22 protein-coding genes are annotated in these 20,964 nt (G+C 63.9%); 13 read left to right on the top strand and 9 right to left on the bottom strand.

Annotation, left to right across the window (positions count from 1 at the left end; genetic code table 11):
* Positions 1-75: 75 nt before the first annotated feature.
* Genes FJ946_RS01595 through FJ946_RS01585 form a run of 3 tightly spaced genes read left to right on the top strand, consistent with a single transcriptional unit; the run spans position 76 to position 4,201 of the window.
* Complete coding sequence (locus FJ946_RS01595) at positions 76-1,452, top strand: c-type cytochrome (RefSeq protein WP_140565054.1); 1,377 nt, start codon at positions 76-78, stop codon at positions 1,450-1,452.
* Entirely contained in the window at positions 1,449-1,952 is a 504-nt protein-coding gene (locus FJ946_RS01590) for a (2Fe-2S)-binding protein (protein WP_140520646.1), read from the top strand. Before FJ946_RS01595 ends, FJ946_RS01590 begins: the two co-directional genes overlap by 4 nt.
* Positions 1,952-4,201, top strand: a complete 2,250-nt coding sequence (locus FJ946_RS01585; protein WP_140565056.1) for a molybdopterin cofactor-binding domain-containing protein — start codon at positions 1,952-1,954, stop codon at positions 4,199-4,201. Before FJ946_RS01590 ends, FJ946_RS01585 begins: the two co-directional genes overlap by 1 nt.
* Before the next feature lie 56 nt (positions 4,202-4,257).
* Here FJ946_RS01585 and rsmA read toward each other — a convergent pair whose 3' ends face one another.
* From rsmA to lptF, 6 genes are all read right to left on the bottom strand, one after another.
* A complete protein-coding gene (gene rsmA / locus FJ946_RS01580; RefSeq protein WP_140565058.1) occupies positions 4,258-5,094 on the bottom strand; it encodes a 16S rRNA (adenine(1518)-N(6)/adenine(1519)-N(6))-dimethyltransferase RsmA in 837 nt (278 codons plus the stop codon).
* A gap of 10 nt (positions 5,095-5,104) precedes the next feature.
* On the bottom strand, positions 5,105-6,121 hold the full coding sequence (gene pdxA / locus FJ946_RS01575; protein ID WP_181167558.1) for a 4-hydroxythreonine-4-phosphate dehydrogenase PdxA: 1,017 nt from the start codon (positions 6,119-6,121) through the stop codon (positions 5,105-5,107).
* A 13-nt stretch (positions 6,122-6,134) separates the two neighbouring features.
* Positions 6,135-7,067 carry a peptidylprolyl isomerase gene (locus tag FJ946_RS01570; RefSeq protein WP_181165136.1) on the bottom strand — a complete coding sequence of 311 codons (933 nt, stop codon included), beginning with the start codon at positions 7,065-7,067 and terminating at the stop codon, positions 6,135-6,137.
* A 90-nt stretch (positions 7,068-7,157) separates the two neighbouring features.
* Positions 7,158-9,578 carry an LPS-assembly protein LptD gene (locus FJ946_RS01565; protein WP_181165135.1) on the bottom strand — a complete coding sequence of 807 codons (2,421 nt, stop codon included), beginning with the start codon at positions 9,576-9,578 and terminating at the stop codon, positions 7,158-7,160.
* Positions 9,578-10,663 (bottom strand): LPS export ABC transporter permease LptG, encoded by a 1,086-nt coding sequence (lptG, locus tag FJ946_RS01560; protein WP_181165175.1) that lies wholly within the window; start codon positions 10,661-10,663, stop codon positions 9,578-9,580. The genes FJ946_RS01565 and lptG overlap by 1 nt, the downstream gene beginning before the upstream one ends.
* A complete protein-coding gene (gene lptF / locus FJ946_RS01555; protein ID WP_140520640.1) occupies positions 10,660-11,862 on the bottom strand; it encodes an LPS export ABC transporter permease LptF in 1,203 nt (400 codons plus the stop codon). The genes lptG and lptF overlap by 4 nt, the downstream gene beginning before the upstream one ends.
* Before the next feature lie 362 nt (positions 11,863-12,224).
* Between lptF and FJ946_RS01550 the strand changes: the two genes are divergently transcribed.
* Both FJ946_RS01550 and FJ946_RS01545 read left to right on the top strand, forming a co-directional pair.
* Positions 12,225-13,745, top strand: coding sequence for a leucyl aminopeptidase (locus FJ946_RS01550; RefSeq protein ID WP_140520639.1), 1,521 nt, complete (start codon positions 12,225-12,227; stop codon positions 13,743-13,745).
* Between the two features lie 9 nt (positions 13,746-13,754).
* Entirely contained in the window at positions 13,755-14,204 is a 450-nt protein-coding gene (locus FJ946_RS01545) for a DNA polymerase III subunit chi (protein WP_140494426.1), read from the top strand.
* A 92-nt stretch (positions 14,205-14,296) separates the two neighbouring features.
* Here the strand turns inward: FJ946_RS01545 and FJ946_RS01540 are convergent, their stop codons facing one another.
* Positions 14,297-14,896, bottom strand: a complete 600-nt coding sequence (locus tag FJ946_RS01540) for a YdeI/OmpD-associated family protein (RefSeq protein WP_140520638.1) — start codon at positions 14,894-14,896, stop codon at positions 14,297-14,299.
* A 140-nt stretch (positions 14,897-15,036) separates the two neighbouring features.
* On the bottom strand, positions 15,037-15,501 hold the full coding sequence (locus tag FJ946_RS01535) for a carboxymuconolactone decarboxylase family protein (RefSeq protein ID WP_140565061.1): 465 nt from the start codon (positions 15,499-15,501) through the stop codon (positions 15,037-15,039).
* 85 nt (positions 15,502-15,586) lie between these two features.
* On the opposite strand from FJ946_RS01535, the gene FJ946_RS01530 reads away from it, so the two are divergent.
* From FJ946_RS01530 to FJ946_RS01510, 5 genes are all read left to right on the top strand, one after another.
* The gene (locus tag FJ946_RS01530; RefSeq protein WP_140565063.1) at positions 15,587-16,246 is read left to right on the top strand and encodes a TetR/AcrR family transcriptional regulator; all 660 of its coding nucleotides are present in this window, start codon (positions 15,587-15,589) and stop codon (positions 16,244-16,246) included.
* 37 nt (positions 16,247-16,283) lie between these two features.
* Positions 16,284-16,895, top strand: coding sequence for a hypothetical protein (locus FJ946_RS01525; RefSeq protein ID WP_140565065.1), 612 nt, complete (start codon positions 16,284-16,286; stop codon positions 16,893-16,895).
* Positions 16,892-17,740, top strand: coding sequence for a 23S rRNA (adenine(2030)-N(6))-methyltransferase RlmJ (locus FJ946_RS01520; protein WP_140565067.1), 849 nt, complete (start codon positions 16,892-16,894; stop codon positions 17,738-17,740). Before FJ946_RS01525 ends, FJ946_RS01520 begins: the two co-directional genes overlap by 4 nt.
* 35 nt (positions 17,741-17,775) lie before the next feature.
* Complete coding sequence (locus tag FJ946_RS01515; RefSeq protein WP_181165134.1) at positions 17,776-18,036, top strand: DoxX family protein; 261 nt, start codon at positions 17,776-17,778, stop codon at positions 18,034-18,036.
* Between the two features lie 100 nt (positions 18,037-18,136).
* Complete coding sequence (locus FJ946_RS01510; protein WP_140732016.1) at positions 18,137-18,589, top strand: hypothetical protein; 453 nt, start codon at positions 18,137-18,139, stop codon at positions 18,587-18,589.
* Between the two features lie 133 nt (positions 18,590-18,722).
* Here FJ946_RS01510 and FJ946_RS01505 read toward each other — a convergent pair whose 3' ends face one another.
* Positions 18,723-19,034 carry a transcriptional regulator gene (locus FJ946_RS01505; RefSeq protein WP_140494412.1) on the bottom strand — a complete coding sequence of 104 codons (312 nt, stop codon included), beginning with the start codon at positions 19,032-19,034 and terminating at the stop codon, positions 18,723-18,725.
* Between the two features lie 153 nt (positions 19,035-19,187).
* Here FJ946_RS01505 and FJ946_RS30655 point away from each other — a divergent pair, with 153 nt between their 5' ends.
* The 3 genes from FJ946_RS30655 to FJ946_RS01495 all read left to right on the top strand — a co-directional run bounded on the left by FJ946_RS30655 (position 19,188) and on the right by FJ946_RS01495 (position 20,927).
* A complete protein-coding gene (locus tag FJ946_RS30655) occupies positions 19,188-19,358 on the top strand; it encodes a hypothetical protein (protein WP_181167559.1) in 171 nt (56 codons plus the stop codon).
* Positions 19,359-19,500: 142 nt separating this feature from the next.
* On the top strand, positions 19,501-19,947 hold the full coding sequence (locus FJ946_RS01500; protein ID WP_140520634.1) for a histone: 447 nt from the start codon (positions 19,501-19,503) through the stop codon (positions 19,945-19,947).
* A gap of 383 nt (positions 19,948-20,330) precedes the next feature.
* Positions 20,331-20,927, top strand: a complete 597-nt coding sequence (locus FJ946_RS01495) for a glutathione S-transferase family protein (RefSeq protein WP_140494408.1) — start codon at positions 20,331-20,333, stop codon at positions 20,925-20,927.
* The last annotated feature ends 37 nt before the right edge of the window (positions 20,928-20,964 follow it).

Below are 20,964 nucleotides of genomic sequence, written 5' to 3'. Positions count from 1 at the left end.
CACGAACGCGTGCGCGGCGCCGGTAACGGCCGGGGCGGCAGCGTTTCAGCGTACCGCCATGAGGGAGAGCAGATCTTGAAACGCTTCTGGCTGGGCGTTCTTGCAATCGTCATTGTCTGCGGCGCCGGATTTTTCGCCTATGCCTGGAAGCCGGCAATCGATCCTGTCGAGCCGCCTCAACGATCGTCGTTCGACCCGGCGTTGATCGAGAAAGGCGCTGTGCTGGCCTCGGTCGGCAATTGCACCTCCTGCCACACCAGGCCCGGTGAAAAGTCCTATGCCGGCGGGCTCGCCGTGCCGACGCCGTTCGGCACCATCTATTCGACCAACATCACGCCAGATCCACAGACCGGCATAGGCCGCTGGTCGCAGGCAGCCTTCAACCGCGCCATGCGCGAAGGCGTCGACCGCGAGGGCAGGCATCTCTACCCGGCCTTCCCATTCGATCATTTCACGCGTGTCTCCGATGAGGACAACCGCGCGCTCTACGCCTATCTGATGACGCGCCAGCCGGTGAACAACCCGCCGCCTCCGAACGAGTTGCCTTTCCCGCTCGATATGCGCCTGGTGCTGGCCGGCTGGAAGCTGCTGTTCTTCGACAGGGGCGCCTATCAAAACGATGCGTCGCAAAGCACGCAGTGGAACCGCGGCGCCTATCTGGTCGATGGGCTCGGTCATTGCGGCGCCTGCCACACGCCGCGTAATCGGTTCGGCGCGGAAGAGAAGGGGTCGCACATGGCCGGCGGCGAGGCCGAAGGCTGGACGGCCTTTGCGCTCGAGGGCACTTCACCGGCGCCGATACCGTGGACGCATGACAGCCTGTTTGCCTATCTCAGGCAAGGCTGGCATGCCGACCACGGCGTCGCCAATGGCCCGATGGGCGAAGTGACGGGCAATCTCGGCCGGCTTCCCGATGCCGACATCGACGCCATGGCCACTTACGTCATGTCGCTCATGGGCGAACCATCCGCCGAACGGACGGCCGCCGCGCGGGCCATCCGCGGCCGCGCCGCGGCCGACCCGGCGTCGACCGCCGGCGTGGCGCCGACATCCGCCGATACGCCGGCGGCGCGTGGAGCCGTCATCTACCAGGCGGCATGCGCCACCTGCCACGACGGCAGCCGTCCGCCGCCTTTCGGCGGTATCAATTTCCATCTGTCGAGCGCGGTCAACGCGCCAGATCCGCAGAACGTCATCAACACGGTGCTGTTTGGCCTGCCGGCGGCGAGTGGGCGCCCGAGCGCCATCATGCCGGGATTCGCAGCGACGCTGAAGGACGACCAGGTGAATAACCTGCTGGCCTACCTGCGCGATGCCTTTGCCGGCAAGCCGGCCTGGCAGGATGCGGCCGCCAGGGTCGCCGACACCAGGAGCGGAAAATACCAAGTCAGCGTCCGGCCCTCGGACGGCATCGAGCGCGGCCCGGACAATGTAGGAGCGAAGGACAGATGATCAATCTCAACGTCAACGGCATCTCCCACCACGTCGACGTCGATCCCGCGACGCCGCTGCTTTACGTGCTGCGCAACGATTTGAAGCTGAACGGCGCCAAGTTCGGCTGCGGCCTTGGCCAATGCGGCGCCTGCACGGTGATGGTCGACGGCAAGCCCGTCTTCTCCTGCCTGACGCCAGCGATGCTGGTGGAGGGCCGCGAGGTCAAGACCGTCGAGGGCTTGGGCACGATCGAGAACCCGGGTCCGATGCAGAAAGCGTTCATCGAGGAGCAGGCGGCGCAATGCGGCTATTGCATCGCCGGCATGATGATGCGGGCGCAGGCGCTGCTCGAGGCCAAACCCGATGCCGGTGACGCCGATATCAGGCAGGCGCTGGAACCTAACCTCTGCCGCTGTGGCACGCATATGCGCATCCTGCGGGCAGTGAGCCGCGCGCGCGACCTGATGAAATCGAAATCGGCCGGCCTGGCGCCGGCCGCGGCCGCGGGGAGGGCATGATGAACGCGCCAACCTTTCCCGACCTGACACGACGCGGCTTTCTCGCCGGGACCGGCGCGCTGGTCGTGTCCTTCACCATTCCCGTGCAGGCTCAGGAGGCCGCGCCCACGGCGCAGACGCCCGCGACGCCGGCGCCGGCCAAGAAACTGCCGGGCAGCCTTGCCGATACGCCCTCGCTCGACGCCTGGATCAGGTTGGATGCCGACGGTTCGATCACCGTCTTCACTGGCAAGGCCGAACTCGGTCAAGGCACCAGGACGTCGCTACGCCAGATCGCCGCCGAAGAACTGGAGGTCGAGCCGGCTTCCATCAAGCTCATCACCGCCGACACCGCGCTGACGCCGAACGAGGGCTATACCGCCGGCAGCCAGACGATCCAGAACAGCGGCACCGCCATACGCTACGCCTCGGCGCAGGTGCGCCAGATCCTGGTCGCCAAGGCCAGCGAGAAGCTCGGCGTTCTGGCCGACCAGCTCAAGGCGGCAAGCGGCAGGATCACCGGGCCGGATGGGAAGTCCGTGGGCTATGGCGAACTGGTGGTGGCGGATTTGCTGCATGTGGACGCATCGGCCGACACAGCGCTGAAATCGCCGGACAGCTATCACGCGATCGGCAAGCCGTTTGCCCGCGTCGATATTCCGGCAAAGGTAACGGGCGGCGAGGCCTATGTTCAGGACATGCGGCTTCCCGGCATGGTGCATGCCCGCGTCGTTCGCCCACCAAGCTATTCGGCCAAGCTCGTCAGCGTCGACGAGGCCGCCATCAAGACGATGCCGGGCGTGCTGGCGGTGATCCGCGACGGCGACTTCCTGGCGGTGGTGGCCAGGCAGGAATTCCAGGCGGTCCAGGCCATGCGCGCCATGGCCGCCAAGGCGAAGTGGCAGGAGCAGCCGGCCTTGCCGGACCAGGACAATATCCCCGCCTTCCTCGAACGCTCGGTCGCCGAGGTCGGCACCGTGACCTCGGTCGGCGCGGACACGGCAGCCGGCGCAAAGACGCTGCAGGCGCAGTTCACCCGCGCCTACCAGATGCACGGGTCGATCGGCCCCTCGGCTGCCGTTGCCCTGTCGGACAAGGGTCTCATCACGGTGTGGACGCACACTCAAGGCGTTTATCCAGACCGCAAGGCGATCGCCGAGATGCTCGGCGTCGGACCGGAAAAGGTGCGCTGCATCCACACCGAGGGATCAGGCTGCTACGGCCACAATGGCGCCGACGACGCGGCGGCCGACGCCGCGCTGATCGCACAGGCGCTACCCGGCACGCCGGTGCGCGTGCAGTGGATGCGCGATCAGGAGCATTTGTGGGAGCCTTATGGCCCTGGCATGCTGACGCGCGCCAGCGCAACGCTGGACGCCAGCGGCAAGATCGTCAACTGGCACTATGACCTGTGGAGCAACAGTCACGGCACCCGGCCGGGAACCGCAGGTTCGCTGATCGCCGGCCGGCTGATGGCGAAAAATTTCCCGCCCGATCCGGCCAAGCTGCAGATCTCGCCGCTCGGCAATGGCGACCGCAATGCCATCCCGCTCTACGACGTGCCGAACCAGCGGGTGAACTGGCATTTCGTCGCCGACATGCCGGTGCGCGTCTCGTCGCTGCGCGGCCTCGGCGCCTACTGCAACGTCTTCTCGATCGAAAGCTTCATGGACGAGCTGGCCCTCGCGACCGGCGCCGACCCGGTGGAATACCGGTTGAGGCACATGACGGATCCGCGCGCCAGGAAGGTGATCGAGGTTGCGGCGCAAAAATTCGGCTGGAGCAATGATCCTATGCCGGAGGGCCGCGGTCGGGGGTTCGCTTTCGCCAAGTACAAGAATCACGCCGCCTATCTCGCAGTCGCGCTTGAAGCGGAGGTCGATCGCGACAGCGGCGCCATCGCCATCTCGCATGTGGTCTCGGCGGTCGACTGCGGCGAAGCGGTGGCGCCAGATTCGATCATCAACCAGACCGAAGGCGGTATCTTGCAGTCGCTGAGCTGGACGCTTTACGAGGCCGTCCATTTCGACGACACCCGCATCCTGAGCGCGGATTGGTCGGCCTATCCGATCCTGCGCTTCAGCGCCGTTCCGAACAGCGTGGAAGTGCATGTCGTCGACAATCCCGGCACGCCCTATCTCGGCGTCGCGGAAGCAGCGCAGGGCCCGACAGCCGGCGCGATCGCCAACGCCTTCCGCCATGCGGCGGGAAAACGCATCTATGACCTGCCCTACACGCGCGAGCGCGTTAAGGCGGTGTTGGGCGTGTAGTTCGAAGCGTGCGCCCGACAAGGATCGGATTGCGCCGCCCTCCACGGCCGGCGGTGCTACACCGCATTGGTCAGCCGCACGAACTCCTCGACATCGAGCGTCTCGGCGCGCCGGGTCGGGTCGATCCCGGCGCGTTCGAGCAGGGCTTCGCCGCCGAGGCTCTTAACGCTCTGCCGCAGCATCTTTCGGCGCTGGCCGAAGGCGGCTTCCGTGACGCGACCGAGTTTTTTCACGTCGGCGTATAGCGGTTTCGCGCGCGGCTCGAGATGCACGACGGAGGAGGTCACCTTGGGCGGCGGTGTGAACGCCTGGGGTGGCACGTCGAACGCTATCCTGGCCTGCGTGCGCCACCCCGCCAGCACGCCGAGCCTGCCATAGGCCTCGCTGCCAGGCGCGGCGACGATCCGCTCGGCCACCTCGCGCTGGAACATCAGGGTCATCGAGGCATAGAAGGGAGGCCAGTCCGCGACGGTCAGCCAGCGGACCAGCAGTTCCGTGCCGATATTGTAGGGCAGGTTGGCCACGATCCTGACCGGACCGCCATCACCGGCGGTCGCGGCAAGCGTCGGGAAGTCGATCTTCAGAGCGTCGCCGGAAACGACCTCCAGCCGGCCGGGATAATGGGCCGATATCTCGGCGAGGGCCGCCAGGCAGCGTTCGTCGCGCTCGATGGCGACGACCTTGCGCGCGCCGGTGAAAAGCAGGGCCCTTGTCAACCCGCCAGGGCCCGGGCCGACCTCGATCACCGTCGTCTCCGCCAGGCTGCCGGCGGCGCGCGCTATCTTGCCAGTCAGGTTGAGGTCGAACAGAAAATTCTGGCCCAGTGCCTTCTTTGCCTGCAAACCGTGGCGCTCGATGACCTCGCGCAGCGGCGGCAGCCCATCCATGCTCATGAGTTGAGCCTCATTGCGTGACAAATTTGGCGTCGGTGTCGGCCAGCTGCCGTGCAAGCCGCAGCGCCGCCATCAGGCTGTCGGGCCGGGCAATGCCCTTGCCGGCGATATCGAAGGCGGTGCCGTGGTCGGGCGAGGTGCGGATGAAGGGCAGGCCGAGCGTGACGTTGACCGCCTCGTCGAAGGCCAGCGCCTTGGCCGGTATCAGCGCCTGGTCGTGATACATGCACAGCGCCACGTCGTAGCCGGCCCGGGCCCGGGCATGGAACAAGGTATCCGCGGGCAACGGCCCGAACGCGTCGATGCCTTCGGCTCGCAGGATCTCGATCGCCGGTCTGATGATGCGCTGGTCCTCCTGGCCCATGGAGCCATCCTCGCCCGCATGCGGGTTGAGGCCGGCGATGGCGAGCCGTGGGTTGGCGATGCCAAAGCGGTCCCTGAGGTCGGCGGCGGTGACCCGCGTCGTGGCGAGGATCAGGTCGGTGGTCAGCGCCTTCGGCACTTCGGCCAGCGCGATGTGAATGGTGACGGGAACGGTGCGCAGGTCGGGGCCTGCCAGCATCATCACCGGCATCGCTTCCACGCCGCTGTGGCGCGCCGCCAGATACGCCAGATATTCGGTGTGGCCAGGAAAGCGGAAGCCGGCGTCGTAGAGCGGCTTCTTGGCGATCGGGCAGGTGACGACGGCCGCGGCGTCGCCGGCGAGGCTGGCGGCCACCGCCCGATCGATCGCTTCGATGATGCCCGCCGCATTGGCCGGGTCCGGCTGGCCGGGGCTGTCGATGAAGCGGGCAGCCAGCGCAACGACCGGCAGTGCGTGGCCAAAGACCTCGCTTGCCTGCGCTGGCGTCGTTTCCTCGATAGGCAGCGAAACGCCGAGGCGGCGCGCCCGCGAGGCGATCAGCGCGGGATCGGCGAGGAGATAGAAGGGCGGAAGGGCCGCGGCGGTACGCGCCAGAAACGCGGCAATCGCGATTTCCGGCCCGATGCCGGAAGGATCGCCGACGCTCAACGCCAGCGCGCGCATCGCCCTGTCCACCTCAGCGCTTGACGATGCGGGCTTTTGCCTTCAGCTCGTCGACATATTTCTTGCTGAGATCGTCGGCTGCCTTGTCGTTGGAGCCTTCGCTCTGGAACACCATCTGGGCGACCTTGTCGTCCGACACCTCGCGCGACGAACAGATGCCGATGAACTCGACACCGCGCTCCGTTTGGCGGGTAGGCGTGGCGCCGCCAACCTTGGTGGCCTTGATCTGCTCGGCCCAGTCCGGCGGCAGTTGCGGCGCCAGCACCCGGCCGAGATCGCGAACCGTGACGTCGATCAAGCCCTTGGCGAACTGCCGCGTCGTGTTGCAGCCATTGAAGCGGGCACGCATGGCGTCGGCTTCGCGCTTGCGCTTGCCCAGCGTCGCGCTGCGTTCGGCCGCCGGCACGACGAAGATGACCTGCTGGAGCATGTATTCAGTGGCGCTCGGCTTGGAGCCGCCCTTGTCGAGCATGCGCCTGACCGCGTCCTGCTCGGTCACGCTGCCGCCCTCGCCGGAACGGTACCGCGCGCTCAAGGCCTGATTCCAGGCCATCTGGGCGCGGATGAACTCCTTGAAATGGCCCTTGCTGACGCCGGACTTTTCCATGACGCCGTCGAGCTGGCTGAGCTGCATCTTGTTGCTCGAGGCAAAGCGCTGGTACGCGGCCTCGACCTGCGCGTCGCTGATGTGAATCCCAAGCCGTCTGGCTTCGGCCATGCGCAAGGTCTGATCGATCATTTCCTGGCCGGCGTCGCCCTTCTTGCGCTGCAGCTTGAGGAAGGCGGCGCGATGCGCGATGTCGCCGCTGGTGATCGGTATGTCGTTGACGACGTACTTGATCTCGCTGGCGAAAGCCGGCGGCGTGATGACGGTCATCGACACGGATGTCGCCACCACAAGAAGCGCCAACCCTGCTGAAAAGAGGTATTTCCTCATCGCAAACATCCCAATTCTATCCCGGTCCCGCCCAACTTCATCCTTCTTCGGGGTTTGTGAAGTCCCTGCCAGCCCTATGCGGCGAAACGATGTCGCGGGCTACTGGGTGGTATCGAAGGCGCTGCTCGACGATCCGAAATCGCCGAGGGTGCGGAACGACAGGTTGAAGCCGATGCTCTGCGTCACCTCCCTGGTGTTCAGGTCGCGCGACTGCGAGTACGTCATCAGATAGGTGAAGCAGGAATCATTGTAGGCGAAACCGACCCCGTCCTTGACCAGCAGGCTTTCCTCGAGGTCATAGGTTCCCGTCCCGAACACGCGCCAGTTCTCGGCAAGATGCGTGGACGCGCCGAGCGTGACCTCGTGGCGGTCGGTGGTGAAACCATAGAGCGGCTGAGCCTGGATGAAGGCGTATTTGGCGCTCAGCGACACCGGCAGGCCGGAATAGGCGGCCTTTACCTCGGCGCGGCGAACCTCGAAGCTCTGCTCGTCGAAACGGCCGCTGACCGAGGCGGCGAACCCGTTCGGGCTGCTGACGCCAAACAGGCCGACATAGTCCGACTTGGTGTTTTCGAGGCCCGAATAGGCGCCGACATTGACCAGGTCCGGCGCGTCGAAGGAGTTCTCGCCGCCGATCTGGTAGGACTGGCCGAAGATGGCGTTGGTGCCCCAGCCGTTGATGTAGGAACCGGAATAGCGCAGGCCCACATTGGCGCGCGAGCCGCCTTCGATGCGGTCATAGCCGGAGAACTTGTCGCGCTCGAACAAGGTGCTCGCGTCGAAAACCATGCTCTGCGCATCTTCGTTCGGGACGGCAAGGCCGCCGACATATTGTTCGTTCGGGCGCAGGAAGACCTGCGCCATCGGCTCGAACACATGACTGGAGCCGCTGGCCATCGAAAACAGCAGCGGCCAGCTCATCTCGAGTCCGGCGGTTGCCATATAGCGGGCGAAAGACGAGCGCATATCGTCCTGCTCGCCCAAATTCGTCGCCATCTGGTTGACGGCTGCGAGTGAAGCTGATGACGCGTTGACATAGTCCACGTCGCCCTGCAGCGCCAGCAAGGGTGTCAGCACCAACCCGTCATCGGTGACAAATGACCGCTTCCACTCGGCTTGGGCGGTGAGCCGGCCGGATTCGCCCTCGATGCCGCGCACACGTTGGGTGCCTGAAGGGGGGAAGTAGGGGGTGAAATAGGTCTCGTCGAGGTCATCGCGGCGGATGACGCGCGAATTGACGTTGAACGACAGCTGGCCGCCTGCGACCGATGTATCCGGAATGTAGGCATAGTCGAGCGAGGGCAGCACCCAGGGCTGCTGGCCGCTTCGCGCAGCGATGCTGCTGTCGAGCGTGTTTTCCTGGACCTCGAAATGCATGGCGCGCAGGTCGAAATAATTACGGCCGTCGAGCCCCGTCAGGTAAACCGACGACTGGTGAACGTACCCGTTGTATTTGTCGATGGCGTAGGTATTCGAGAAGTTCTTGTCGGTCTGCAGCAGCACGTCCCAGCCGAAATTCCAGCGCGAATTGATGGCGAACTGGCCTTGTGTGCCCATCATGCCGCGGAATTTGTTGGGATCGCCGGCCTTGCCCGAATCGATATTGCGGCCGGCGGCGTCGATGAAGGCGTCGGGGTCTCGTTGCTGAATCCCCGCGATCTTCAGGCTGTATTCGCCATTGTTGAAGCGCTGGCGCCACTCGGCCTCACCGAGAAAGCCCTGCTTGGTAAAGCCGGTGCCGGTGACGGTCAGGTCGTAGGTCGGCGAGAGCGCGAAATAATAGGGGACCTTCACTCCCACGCCCAGATCGCTTTTGAAGATGATGCCGGGGATCAGGAAGCCGCTCTTGCGCTTCACCGTCGGGTCGGCGATCTCGAACGCCGGCAGGTAGGCGAGCGGGAAGCCGAAGAATTCGAAATTCGCGTTCTCGAAGCGGACCGTCTTCTTCTCGCCGTTCCAGATGATCTTCCTGGCCTTCACACGCCAGGTCGGCGCCTTGTCGGGCTTGTCCTCGCACGGTTCGCAGGCAGTGTAGACGCCATTGTGGAAGGTGGTCAGCACGCCGCCCATGCGTTCGGCGCTTTCGGCGGCGAAATAGGCCTTGTCGATGGTTTCGACGCGGAGCGCGTTGACGAAACCGTCGGCGAAGTCGTCGGTGATGTCGATATGATCCGAATTGATCTTGGTGCCGTCGCTATTGATCACCTCGACATTGCCGCTTGCGACCATGCGCTTGGTGTTGCGGTTGTACTCGACCTTCTGCGCGACAAGTCGGTTGCCGCCATAGTCGATCTGCACGCCGCCGACGGCGGTCACGGTCTGATTGTCGTTGTTATAGACCAGCGTATCGGCCGCCAGCAGCATCTGCGAGCCGGACGGCACCTTGGTCGCCATGTCGCCGACATCCTGCGCGATCGCAGGCAGCGGAACCGCGCATGCAAACAGGCATGCCAAGGCGGTCGCCGCATAAAGGCGCGCCAAACCGGCCTGCCTGTTACTGGGCAAAAAGGCCTCCCTCACTAGCCGTCTTCCTTGTATAGCAGGAAAGTCACCCCGAAGAACATAGCTACCACGACCGGCACCCAGGCAGCTACGACAGTCGGCACGAACCCCGCCACGCCGAATGCCTTCACCAGCACCGAAACGACATAAAGCAGAAACCCGGCAACGACGCCACCCAGAATCATCGTTGCCGATTGCCCCATCCTCGCAAATCGCATTGAAACTGTTGCCGCAATCAGCGTCATGGCGACGAGCAGGAACGGCAACGCCACCAGCGAATCGAACTGCATGGCAAAGGCATTTGCCTTGAGACCGAAAGAACGGGCAACCTCGATTTTTCCCGGCAGATCGTAGAATGGAATGGTCTCCGGGCGCGCCAGCCGCTCCTGCACGAATTCGGGCTTCAGATTGGTCGGCACGCGATCGTTTGCCGCAGGCTGGATGGTGCCGTTCCTGAAGGTCTTGACGTCCTGCAATTCCCAGTAGCCGTCCCGCAGGTAGGCGCGCGCGGCATCCTTGCGCTCGACGATATCGCCTTGCGGGTCGAGGATGAAAAAGACAGCGTCAGCCATCTCCAGGCCCTGATTGAGGATGGCGCGCGCTCCGATGATGGTGTCTCCGGAGCTGGTTTTCTGCCGGATCCAGGGCGCGGCGTCGGCCGACACCGTATTCGACTTGCCCGAGCGCAACTGGGTTTCGATCTGTTCGGACCAGGAAAAGGCGTGCGCTGCGAGCGGGTTGATGAGACCGACCGACAGGACGCCGAACAACAGCGCTCCGATGCAGCACGGCAGAAGGAACTGCCAGGCCGAAACGCCGGCTGAGCGCGCTATGACCAGTTCATACCTGCGGTTGAGCGAGACCAGCGTCGCCATCGCCGAGAAGAGACCGACAAACGGCACGGTCTGCAGCATGATCATCGGCATCCTGAGTCCGGAAATGGCCAGCGCCGTTCCATAGGTGAAGCCGGGCAGGCCGGTCGTGCGGCCGGAAAGCTCGGTGAAATCGATCAGGAACACCAGCGCAAGCAGGCCGATGAAGAACCACACGGTGATCGTGACATAGCGGAAGAAGAAGTAGCGTCCCAGCGTCCAGCCCATCAGCTGACCCCCTGGCCCGAGGCGCTGCGCCTGGACAGGCGCAGCTTGACGGCATTCCAGGCTTCAGCCATCCGGCTGGCGAGATTCGTCAGCCAATCTGCCCAGACCACTGGCAGTTCCATCGTCCGGTTGGATGCGATGAACCAGATTGCCACCGCCGACGACACGATGGGCACGCCGTAGACCATATACGCATATTGCGGAACCTCATCGGCCTTGCTGGCGGCGAAAAAGCCCAGCCAGCGCACGAACAGCGATATCGCGATGGCCGTGATCAGCGGATTGACGCGCGCCTCGCGATGCGAGCGTGCGTCTCCGGCGACCGCGAGTGCGATCAGGGCGAAAACCATGGAATAGAGCCATTCCGAGAACCGCTGGTCGACCTCCGCCCGGTATTCGTTCGGGCGCTGCTGGTAGACCTTGTCATTGGCACTCGGGTTGAGCAGGTACTGGGTCGTCTGGTCTTTTGGCATCAGCGTCACCTCCGACGCTGCCGCCATGAAGGCCGACATGTCGAAGGCATAGGAGGTGAAGCGGATGACCGAGAGGTCGCCGGTCAGTGTCTTTCGATGGATGACGCCGTCATTCATCATCAGCACCTTTTCGCCGCCGCGTTCGATGATGCTGCCGGTCTTGGCATAGTAGACGAGGTTGACGCCTTCCTCGCGCGAATCCGCGACGAAGATGCCGCCCAGCCGGTTGTCGGGAAGCCGCTCGCCTATCTGCAGGAACAGCCCGTCATCGATCTTGCGGAATGTGCCCTCCTGGATGATCAGCGACAGAAGATCCGCGCGTGACTCCGCCACCAGCATCCGGTTCTTCTGGCGCGCATAGGGGTCGATGCCGTTGTCGACGGCGAAGGAAAAGACGCTGGCCGCGGCCGCGAGAATCATGATCGGCCGCACAATGGTCCAGCGCGAGGCGCCCGCTGCGTTGACGACGGCAAGCTCCGAATCCGAATTCATGACGCTGAGCGTCTGGGCAACCGCCACCACGAGCGCGAAGGGCACCACGATCGGAATGATCGAGGGAAGAATGAGGGCCGCAACCTCGAAGAAGGTCAGCGCCGACTGGCCGCTGTCGGTGACGAGGTCGATCTTGGCCAGCACCTGCGTCGTCCAGACAATGGCCAGCGTCCAGGCCAGCGCTGCAATAAAGACCACGAAAGCGCGGCGCATGATGTAGCGTTCAACGACCTTCATGAAGGCTTTTCTCAATTTTCTCGAACGGCATCATGCCACCGGATAAGGGTAGCCGTCCGGCGACGCCCGCACAACTGGCTGCGTCGGGCTCTGTCAGGCAGACGATCCGGTTCCCGTCCCACATCGCGCGCCACGTTGGGCCGGAGTGTCGGCGGGATTGGATAAGAAAGGGCGAACATCGATGGTTAACAACAGGTTGCGGCCAAAAAGCGGAGCCGTGCCGCGACGAATCGCCGTCGATTCATGTGCCATATGGGGAGCCCGTTTGGCAAAGTCTTGCCAAATGCCGGAAAACGACCAAATGTCGCGGATCGCTTCCAACCGCTTCGCGCGAGCCGCGCATTCCCCGAAAGCAGGACATGATGAACCAGAGACCCTCGATCGCCTTCGCAAAATTCGCCGCGCCGCAGACCGCCGCGAACAGAAGGGGGACGGTCTTCGTGCTGGCGGCGGATGATGGCGGCCTGAGCGAAACCGCCGCGGCGTATGATCCCGGCAAGACGCTGGAACGGGCCTTCCCTGTGGCCGAATTCACGGCCAAGTTCGCCAGCGTGGTGGAAGTGCTGACGCCACAGGCAAGCTCGCTCGACAGGCTGGTCGCGATCGGCGCCGGCAAGGTGTCGGGGCTCGACGAATACGCCTGGACGAAGCTTGGAGGCACCATCGCGGGGTCGCTACGCAAGGCGACGGACGTGGCGGTGGTGCTCGACGTGGTCGGCGCCTCGTCAAGCGGTGCGCAGGCGGCCAGCCTTGCCGCGGGTATTCTTCTGCGCAGCTATTCCTTCGACAAGTACAAGACCAGGAAAGACAAGGACGATGGCCAAGGCGACAAGGCCGAGCCGAAAAAGCCGGCCAAGATAACCATCCACACCGCCGATCCGGCGGGCGCGAAGAAGGCCTTCGCCGAGACCGAGGCGGTGATCGACGGCGTGCTTTTGGCGCGTGACCTCGTCAACGAGCCGGCGAACGTCCTGGGACCTGTCGAGTTTGCCGCCCGCGCCAAGGAACTGGAGGCCCTCGGCGTCAAGGTCGAGATCCTGGCCGAGAAGGAAATGAAGAAACTCGGCATGGGGTCGCTGCTCGGAGTCGCGCAGGGCTCGCCGCGCGGCGCCCGCATGGCCGTCATGCAGTGGAACGGCGGCAAGGCCAAGGACAGCCCCGTCGCGTTCATCGGCAAGGGCGTCACCTTCGACACCGGCGGCAATTCGATGAAACCGGCATCCGGCATGGAGGACATGAAGGGCGACATGGGCGGCGCCGCGGCGGTGACCGGACTGATGCATGCGCTCGCCGCCCGCAAGGCGAAGGCCAATGTCGTCGGCATCATCGGGCTGGTGGAAAACGCCGTCGACGGCCATGCGCAGCGTCCCGGCGACATCGTTACCTCGATGTCGGGCCAGACCATCGAGGTGCTCAACACCGATGCGGAGGGGCGCCTGGTGCTGGCCGACGCGCTCTGGTACTGCAATGACCGCTTCCAGCCGAAGTTCATGGTCAACCTGGCGACGTTGACCGGCGCGATCATGGTCGCGCTCGGCCAGCACTATGCCGGCCTGTTCTCCAACAATGACGAACTGGCGGAACGCCTGGCGACAGCCGGGCAGTCGACGCAGGAGCGGCTGTGGCGCATGCCGCTCGGTCCCGAATATGACAAGCTGATCGATTCCAAGAATGCAGACATGAAGAACATCGGCGGCCGCTATGGCGGCGCCATCATCGCCGCGCAGTTCTTGCAGCGCTTCGTCAAGGACACGCCCTGGGCGCATCTCGACATCGCAGGCACTGCCATGGGGGCGCTGTCGAACGAAATCAACCAGTCCTGGGGTTCCGGCTTTGGCGTGCGGCTGCTCGACCGGCTCGTGCGCGATCACTACGAGAGCTGATCGGGACCCATGGCCGACGTGCTGTTTTATCACCTGACCGAATCGACGCTGGAGGATGCGCTGCCCGGCCTACTTGAGCGCAGCGTCGATCGCGGCTGGCGCGCCGTGGTGCAGACAGGCACCGAGGAGCGGCGCGACGCGCTCGACCAGCATCTGTGGACGTTCCGTGACGATTCCTTCCTCGCGCACGCCACTGATCGCGAAGCCCATCCCGCTGAACAGCCGATCCTTTTGACCACCGGCGAAGGCAACCCGAACGCGGCGCAGATACGCTTCCTGGTGGACGGCGCTGCGCCGCCGGACCTTGGCGGCTACGAGCGCGCCGTGTTCCTGTTCGACGGCCACGATGCGGCCCAGGTCGAGGCCGCCCGCGGGCACTGGAAGACGATGAAAGACGCCGGCCACGCGGTGACGTATTGGCAGCAGACGCCCGACCGCCGCTGGGAGCGCAAAGCCTAAGGGACGTCACCGGTGGCTGATCGCTACCCTGCTGGTATGTGGGGTCGCGATCATCGAGCCGGAAGAAACCTGTCGCTCGTACATGAGCAGCCTTATTTCTTCCCCTGCGGATGGATCGTCTCGCCGCGTTTGAGCATCTCGACAAAAGTCTCGATCTTCTTCCTGCGCCCGGCTTCGGTCTTCATGTTGTGGATACGGAAGGCGAGCGCGAAGCGGTTCTGCGCGCTGAGTTTTTCGAGCATTTGCCGAGCCTCTGGCTCGGCATCGATCGCGGCCTGCAGGTCATCGGGAATTTTCATGTCCTTGCCGCTGGCATAGGCACGCGCCCAGCGGCCATCGGCCTTGGCGGCTTCGACCTCGGCGAGCCCATGCCGCGTCATCCGGCCGTCGTCGATCAGCCGGGCGACATTGTCGATGTTGATCTGGCTCCAGATGCTTTTCTTCGTCCTCGGCGTGTAACGCTGCAGGAAGCTCTTGTCGTCGAGCCCCTTGCGCACCGCGTCGATCCAGCCCCAGCACAGCACGACCTCGATCGCCTCCTTTGCCGAGATCGACTTCAGTCCCGAGCCGGTCTTGTGGATTTTGATCCAGACCTCGGTTTCCCTGTCATGATGTTCACCGAGCCAGGTATAAAAGCTCTCGGCGTCCTCGAATTCGTGCACCTTGTCGGGGTCGACCTTGACCGGCGCCATTTGCGGCCTCGTCCATGCTTTGCGATTGCACTTTCAATGCGGCATTTCCCGCTGGATGACAATCGAAGGCGAAGATGATGGCTGTCGGATGAGGGCAGTTCTGCGGTGGCCCGCAGGCGCGGACCACCGCGGGTGTCGTTTCACTGCCCGCCCATTTCCTTCTTGAACGTGTCGAAATCGACCTGCATGCCATTGAAGATGGTGCTCCAATGGCGGGTCAGCGCCGCCATCGCCACCGCCTCCTGGATTTCCTCATCGGTAGCGCCGGCGCGCTTGGCGTTTTGCGTGTCCGACCAGATGCAGTAGTTGCACGGGATCTGCGCCGCCACTGCCAGCGAGATCAATGACTTTACCTTTGGCGGCAGCGCCGTCTTGTCGCTGAGTTCGATGGCCTTGACCTCGGCCCAGGCGCCGGGCAGACCGGCTTTGGGAAGTTGCTTCACAAAGCTCGGCACGCCGCCCATGGTCGACTGGATGTCCTTTATGGTTGCATCGTAGTCGTCGGCATAGGCAGGGGCCGCGGCGAGGACGCAGGCCACGGCGGTTAGAGCCAACGCACGATGGAGGGAAGAATGCACGAATTTGGCAATGCGATGGTGTGACATGTTTTCCTCCTCTGGTCTTTGTTAGCCTTACTGTGTAAGGTGAAGTGAAAAATGAACCTTACGCTGTAAGTTGTCAAGCGCGGCCATGGACTCATCGATCAAAAAAAAGCGAGCACGCGGACGGCTGTCCCGCGAGATGATCGAGAATGCCGCTTTCGAGGTGATCGAGAAGGAGGGCCTTTCCGGTTTTTCGATGCGCAAGCTCGCCGCCGTGCTCGGCTGCGAGGCGATGAGCATTTATCATCACTTCCCCTCGCAAGCGCACCTCTATGAGGCGTTGGTCGATCGCCAGGTCAGCGGGATGGTTATCCCCGACGACAGCATGCCGTGGCGCGACAGGATTCGGATGGTCATGCATGAGTTTCGCCGTGTTGCGAGGGAGCACCCGGCCTTTGCGCCATTCCTTGTCGTCTACCGGATGAATTCGCCGCCTTGCCTTGCGATGCTGAACGGCGTCATCGGCCTGTTCGAGGCTGGCGGTTTCGGCCCGGAACTCAGCGCCAGGCTGTTTCGCACCGCCAGCTATTATCTCATGGGCGCGATCCTCGACGAGACCGCGGGCTACGCCAAGGGCCCGTCGGCGGTGACCACCGTCGACGACGAGCAACTGGCCAAGGATTTCCCCAGTGTCATGGCGGCCGGGACCTATTTCGGCACTGGCGGTTTCGACAAGACATTCGAACTCGGCCTCGACATGCTATTGGACGAAATGGAGCGCCTGCGCGACAGCGCCAATGGAGGCTAATTGTCCGGCAACGTCCGATTACAAGGTGATTCCCTGAATGCGCTTTCTGTTCCTGTTGATCCTGCTCGCCGGCATCGGCGTCGGCGCCATCTATCCATGGGCGATGACCAATTTCTCCGGTCACAAGATCGGCAGCTGGCGGGTCTATGAGGGTGGCCGCTTCAGGCAGGTCACAGTGCCGCTTGCCGCGCGCGATGCGCCGGTCAGGGTGCTGGTCGACTTGACCGCGAGGGCCGAGCGCATCGTTTCGCAGCAGCGCACGGTGCTGACGCTGACAGCCGCCTCCGGCGGCCGCACGGTGCTTGCCTCGACGCTTCAGTTCAATCATTCCGACAATCCGCGTCAGGCGAGCCCGCAACTGCCCGACAAGATCTTCCGCGATGAGGCTGGCGTGATCCGGACCGTCGGCCCCGGCCCCTATGTCTTCACCGTCGGTCCCGGCGACGCCGACGACATCCCGATACGCGCGGTCGATCTTGTCTTGCGCTCCGGTGTGGGCGAGACCGACAGCCGTGCGCGACCGGTTGGCTTCGCGCTGATGGCGATCGGCTTGATCGGCTTCCTGCTGTCCTTGCGTTCTGCCGGCGGCCGGCCGCAAAATCCGAATTCACAGCCACCGCCGCCACGTTGGGGCAGGGGTTCCACATGAACTATCGCCACGCCTATCACGCCGGAAATTTTGCCGACGTCCTCAAGCACGTCGTGCTGACGCGGCTGCTTGAATATCTGAAGCAGAAGGACAAGGCGTTCCGCGTCATCGACACTCATGCAGGCATCGGCCGCTACGATCTGTCCTCGCCCGAGGCGCAGAAGACCGGCGAATGGCAAGGCGGCATCGGCCGGCTGGTCGATGCCGCGCCCGAAGCCCAGGCCGCAATGCTGCTCGCGCCCTATCTCGACGCGGTGCGTGCGTGCAACGCAGACGGTCCATTGAAAAAATATCCGGGCTCGCCGCTGGTCGCGCGGCACCTTCTGCGTAAGCAGGACCGGCTATCGGCGATCGAGCTGCACCCGAAGGATGTCGCGAAGCTGAAGACGGAATTCGCCGGCGATTTCCAGGCAAGGGTGATCGAACTCGACGGCTGGCTGGCGCTCGGCGCACACCTGCCGCCGAAGGAAAAGCGCGGACTGGTGCTGATCGATCCGCCATTCGAGGAAGAGGGCGAGTTCGGCCGCCTCGTCGACGGGCTGGCGAAGGCGCACAAGCGCTGGCCGGGCGGCATCTATGCGCTGTGGTATCCGATCAAGGACCGCAAGGCGGTGATTGGCTTCCGCAAGGCGCTGAAGGAAACCGGCGTTCCGAAATTGCTCGACATCGAATTCGAAATCCGGCCCGCGTCGCAAGAGCCCAGCCTCGACGGCAGCGGCCTGGTCGTGGCCAACCCGCCTTTCACGCTGGAAGGTGAATTGCGCATTCTCCTGCCGGCCCTGCACAAATTGCTGGTCTTGGAAAAGCCGGCGCACTGGACGCTGAACTGGCTGGCAGGGGAGTAGCAGCGGGATGCAGGCTGCGAGCGGCGTCCTTACAGATGCGCCAAGACAAACAGTTAAAGCGGGTCTGCGGCCGGCCCGGCTCCGCTCCGCTGGAATTGGTGGCCGGCTTCTGCCTCGCCATCGGCGCCGCGGTGCCCTATGCCGCCGGCGCGCTCATCCTGTTCACGGTGGCGGCGAACCTGCTCGTCCTGCCCTTCTGGCGCCATCACGGGCCGGAAAGGCAGGCGCTGAGGTCCGCCTTCCTGGTCAACATCGCCGTTATCGGCGGGCTGCTGCTGGCGGCGCGCCCCGGCTGATGGCCGACGGCCACGCCCTGGAAACCATTGTCAATGCAATCGCTTGACCGCCGCCCGGCGAATCCCGCACAGTGCGCGCAATCGACCTTGAGAGGCTGCCATGACTCGCTTCGCCCGCTCCGCCCTTGCCGCCCTGATCTCGCTCTGCACGCCATTTGGCACATCGCTTGGCTTCACCCAGGCGGCGCAAGCCGCCGATCTTGCCGTCTATTCTGACGAGGACAGCGGCATTTGCGGCGAAGCCTGGGTGCTGAACAAGATCACCAGCCGCTTCTCCTATCAGGTGCGGCACGTCCCGCACCTGCCGGATGTCGCGATCACCGATTTCCACCGCATCCACCAGCACCGCTACTTGCCGGCCAGCGAGGAATGGCCGATCGGCCGGCGCTATTGCGGCGCCACGGTCGCCCTGTCAGATGGCCGCGGCCGCGCCATCTGGTACCTGATCGAGGAAGGCCAGGGCTTTGCCTCGATCGGCGACAATGTCGAATTCTGCGTCTCGGGCTTCGACCGCTGGATGGTCTACAACGGCCGCTGCCGCATCCTGCGGTAGCGGGCGGTTTCCAGTCTCGATTTCGTTAGAGCCTGCGGCTCAAGCCGCGGGCCTTTTCTGCGACTCGGGGTATCGGCCCTGACGAAAATATGTGCCGCGCGGCACGCGCCGACAATGTTTGCCAATCGCAGTGCTATTTCCTGCCTCGCGTCGCCTCGGCTTCACCGATGATCTTTCGAAGAAAGGCAACGTGACCGCGAAAAGCGCGGCGCCCGATCGTCGTTGCTTTGATCCGTGTCCGCGGCCGCCGCCCGACGAAAAGCTTTTCAACATCGACGTAGCCCGCTTTGGCCAGCGTATCGAGATGCGCGCCGAGATTTCCGTCGGTGGTTTCGATCATGGCTTTCAGTTGCGTGAACTCCAGCGCCTCGCGTCTTTCCAGCGTGTTCAGGGCGGCCATGATCCTGAGCCGTGTACCCTGATGGATGATGTCGTCGGCACTCATCAATGGCTCCAATGCTGCGGACCTTGAGCTGTCACCCTCTGGCATACAGAGTAATCTGTCAATTCAGTGATGAAGCCAGGCTTGACAAGGTGATCTCCAGATCGGCGCATCGCATTGCACTTGTAATCCGAAGGGACCGGTCGCCTGCAAAAGATGATCATTCTCTATAAGCCGCAGCTCATGATATTGGCGGCCGAAGATCAATGCGCGAAGCTGCTTGCTGATCTTTGCAGCTTCATGGCAGGCGCGCCCACGCAGCGCATCGAGAATGTCGATGCCAAATTGCTGGCGATATCGGAAGATAACGCCATATTTTTGCGATGATGAGTGTGATCATGTGTCGATCGCAACGAAAATTTAAGCTGAGAAAATCATATCATTGCTTCGCTGGCTAGCGAGGCGCGAGTCAGATAAGCATGACACGCCGGGCCATTAACGGTCGTCGGCATAACGCAAGGGGCATCGCATGGCTAAGCAGTCATCAAAAGCGCCGGCATCCAAGGCACCGGCAAAGAAAGCACCTGTAAAAGCGGCGGCGGCGAAAGCCGCGACCGCGGTCAAGAAAGCAGCACCCGCTGCCAAGCCGAAGGCGGCAGCGCCGAAGGCAAAGGCGGCACCGGCCAAGAAGCCGGCAGCCAAGGCCGCCGCGAAACCGGCGGCGAAGAAGGCAGCGCCCGCCAAGGCCAGCGCCGCATCCGCAAAGAAGGCTGCACCGGCCAAGAAGGCCGCTCCGGCAAAGAAAGCCGCTCCGGCCAGGAAGCCGGCTGCCAAGGCCGCGGCCAAGCCCGCTGCAAAGAAGGCAGCCCCTGCCAAGGCTCCGGCCAAGGCTGCCGCGGCGAAGTCTTCGGCACCGGTGAAGAAGGCGGCGCCAGCCGCCAAGAAAGCAGCGCCGGCGAAGGCCGCGAAGAAGTAGTCACGTTTCTTCGCGCCGGGGACCGTGTCGGCAGAAATGAGGGCAGGTGCCGTTGAGGCCTCGCCCTCTGCTCTGGCATTGGGGCGCAACGAGAGGGGCGGACGCCAGATATCTTTCGCAGCTCCCAGGACTTCGCCGCAGGGCGAAGTCCGGTGGGCTTTTGTTGCCCGCGCCATCACGCGGCGACGGGACGATCGTTGGTCTTGTCGGCCTGTCGGAGTTTGCCGCCGTCACCATGTGGCGCATCCTGATCAAGGCGTACAAGAGACCAAGGCATGCAGGAGTGGTCGCCGGCTGCTGGCGGCTGGTTTTTTCCGCTTCTGGCTGTTGCGCGGGGAAGGGCGCCCGGTCAACAGTGACGGGCTGCCAACAGGAACCCGATCATGCCGAAGCTGCTTTACGCCTCCACGTCCCCCTATAGTTCCAAGGTACGAATGGCGGCCCTTTATGCCGGCATCGCGGTCGACCTGGCGCCTGTCAAGACCGAAGACAAGCCGGCCGAACTGATCGGCGCCAATCCGCTGGGCAAGATCCCCGTGCTGGTGCTCGACGACGGCCGCTCGATCCACGACAGCCGAGCCATCACCCAGCAGCTCAACCGGATGTCGAAGAGCGCGCTGTTTCCGCGCAATCCCGACAAGCGGCTGGAAGCGGAAGTGCTGGAAGCGTTGGCGGACGGCATCTGCGACTGTGCGCTGTCGATGGTTTATGAGCGCCGCACGCGGCCCGAGGAGATGGTCTACCAGCCCTGGCTCGATCGCCAGTGGGCGAAGATCACCGCCGCGCTCGATCTACTCAACGCCAATCCGCCGAAACTGCCGAAGAAGATCACCGCCGGCCAGATGGCGCTGCGCGCCTGCCTTGGCTACCTGGCGCTGCGTTTCGCCGGGAAATGGGAAAAAGGCCGCAACCGGCTGGTCCGCTGGGCCGCGCGCTTCGATGAGAAATTCCCGGACCTGAAACCCTGCGTTCCCGCGTGAGCGGCCGACAATAAAAAAGCCGGGCGCGAGGCCCGGC

The organism is Mesorhizobium sp. B2-4-7, from assembly GCF_006442685.1.
Classification (GTDB): Bacteria; Pseudomonadota; Alphaproteobacteria; order Rhizobiales; family Rhizobiaceae; genus Mesorhizobium.
Note: the sequence above shows the minus strand (reverse complement) of the source record. Positions and strands in the feature narration are given on the sequence as shown.

What these genes read in the sequence shown, in the direction of transcription:
- FJ946_RS01590 (WP_140520646.1), top strand. Translation starts at nt 1,449, where the DNA reads ATGATCAATCTCAACGTCAACGGCATCTCCCACCACGTCGACGTCGAT.
- FJ946_RS01585 (WP_140565056.1), top strand. Translation starts at nt 1,952, where the DNA reads ATGAACGCGCCAACCTTTCCCGACCTGACACGACGCGGCTTTCTCGCC.
- rsmA (WP_140565058.1), bottom strand. Translation starts at nt 5,094, where the DNA reads ATGAGCATGGATGGGCTGCCGCCGCTGCGCGAGGTCATCGAGCGCCAC.
- pdxA (WP_181167558.1), bottom strand. Translation starts at nt 6,121, where the DNA reads ATGCGCGCGCTGGCGTTGAGCGTCGGCGATCCTTCCGGCATCGGGCCG.
- FJ946_RS01570 (WP_181165136.1), bottom strand. Translation starts at nt 7,067, where the DNA reads ATGTTTGCGATGAGGAAATACCTCTTTTCAGCAGGGTTGGCGCTTCTT.
- lptF (WP_140520640.1), bottom strand. Translation starts at nt 11,862, where the DNA reads ATGAAGGTCGTTGAACGCTACATCATGCGCCGCGCTTTCGTGGTCTTT.
- FJ946_RS01550 (WP_140520639.1), top strand. Translation starts at nt 12,225, where the DNA reads ATGAACCAGAGACCCTCGATCGCCTTCGCAAAATTCGCCGCGCCGCAG.
- FJ946_RS01545 (WP_140494426.1), top strand. Translation starts at nt 13,755, where the DNA reads ATGGCCGACGTGCTGTTTTATCACCTGACCGAATCGACGCTGGAGGAT.
- FJ946_RS01540 (WP_140520638.1), bottom strand. Translation starts at nt 14,896, where the DNA reads ATGGCGCCGGTCAAGGTCGACCCCGACAAGGTGCACGAATTCGAGGAC.
- FJ946_RS01535 (WP_140565061.1), bottom strand. Translation starts at nt 15,501, where the DNA reads ATGTCACACCATCGCATTGCCAAATTCGTGCATTCTTCCCTCCATCGT.
- FJ946_RS01530 (WP_140565063.1), top strand. Translation starts at nt 15,587, where the DNA reads ATGGACTCATCGATCAAAAAAAAGCGAGCACGCGGACGGCTGTCCCGC.
- FJ946_RS01525 (WP_140565065.1), top strand. Translation starts at nt 16,284, where the DNA reads ATGCGCTTTCTGTTCCTGTTGATCCTGCTCGCCGGCATCGGCGTCGGC.
- FJ946_RS01520 (WP_140565067.1), top strand. Translation starts at nt 16,892, where the DNA reads ATGAACTATCGCCACGCCTATCACGCCGGAAATTTTGCCGACGTCCTC.
- FJ946_RS01515 (WP_181165134.1), top strand. Translation starts at nt 17,776, where the DNA reads ATGCGCCAAGACAAACAGTTAAAGCGGGTCTGCGGCCGGCCCGGCTCC.
- FJ946_RS01510 (WP_140732016.1), top strand. Translation starts at nt 18,137, where the DNA reads ATGACTCGCTTCGCCCGCTCCGCCCTTGCCGCCCTGATCTCGCTCTGC.
- FJ946_RS01505 (WP_140494412.1), bottom strand. Translation starts at nt 19,034, where the DNA reads ATGAGTGCCGACGACATCATCCATCAGGGTACACGGCTCAGGATCATG.
- FJ946_RS30655 (WP_181167559.1), top strand. Translation starts at nt 19,188, where the DNA reads ATGATCATTCTCTATAAGCCGCAGCTCATGATATTGGCGGCCGAAGAT.
- FJ946_RS01500 (WP_140520634.1), top strand. Translation starts at nt 19,501, where the DNA reads ATGGCTAAGCAGTCATCAAAAGCGCCGGCATCCAAGGCACCGGCAAAG.
- FJ946_RS01495 (WP_140494408.1), top strand. Translation starts at nt 20,331, where the DNA reads ATGCCGAAGCTGCTTTACGCCTCCACGTCCCCCTATAGTTCCAAGGTA.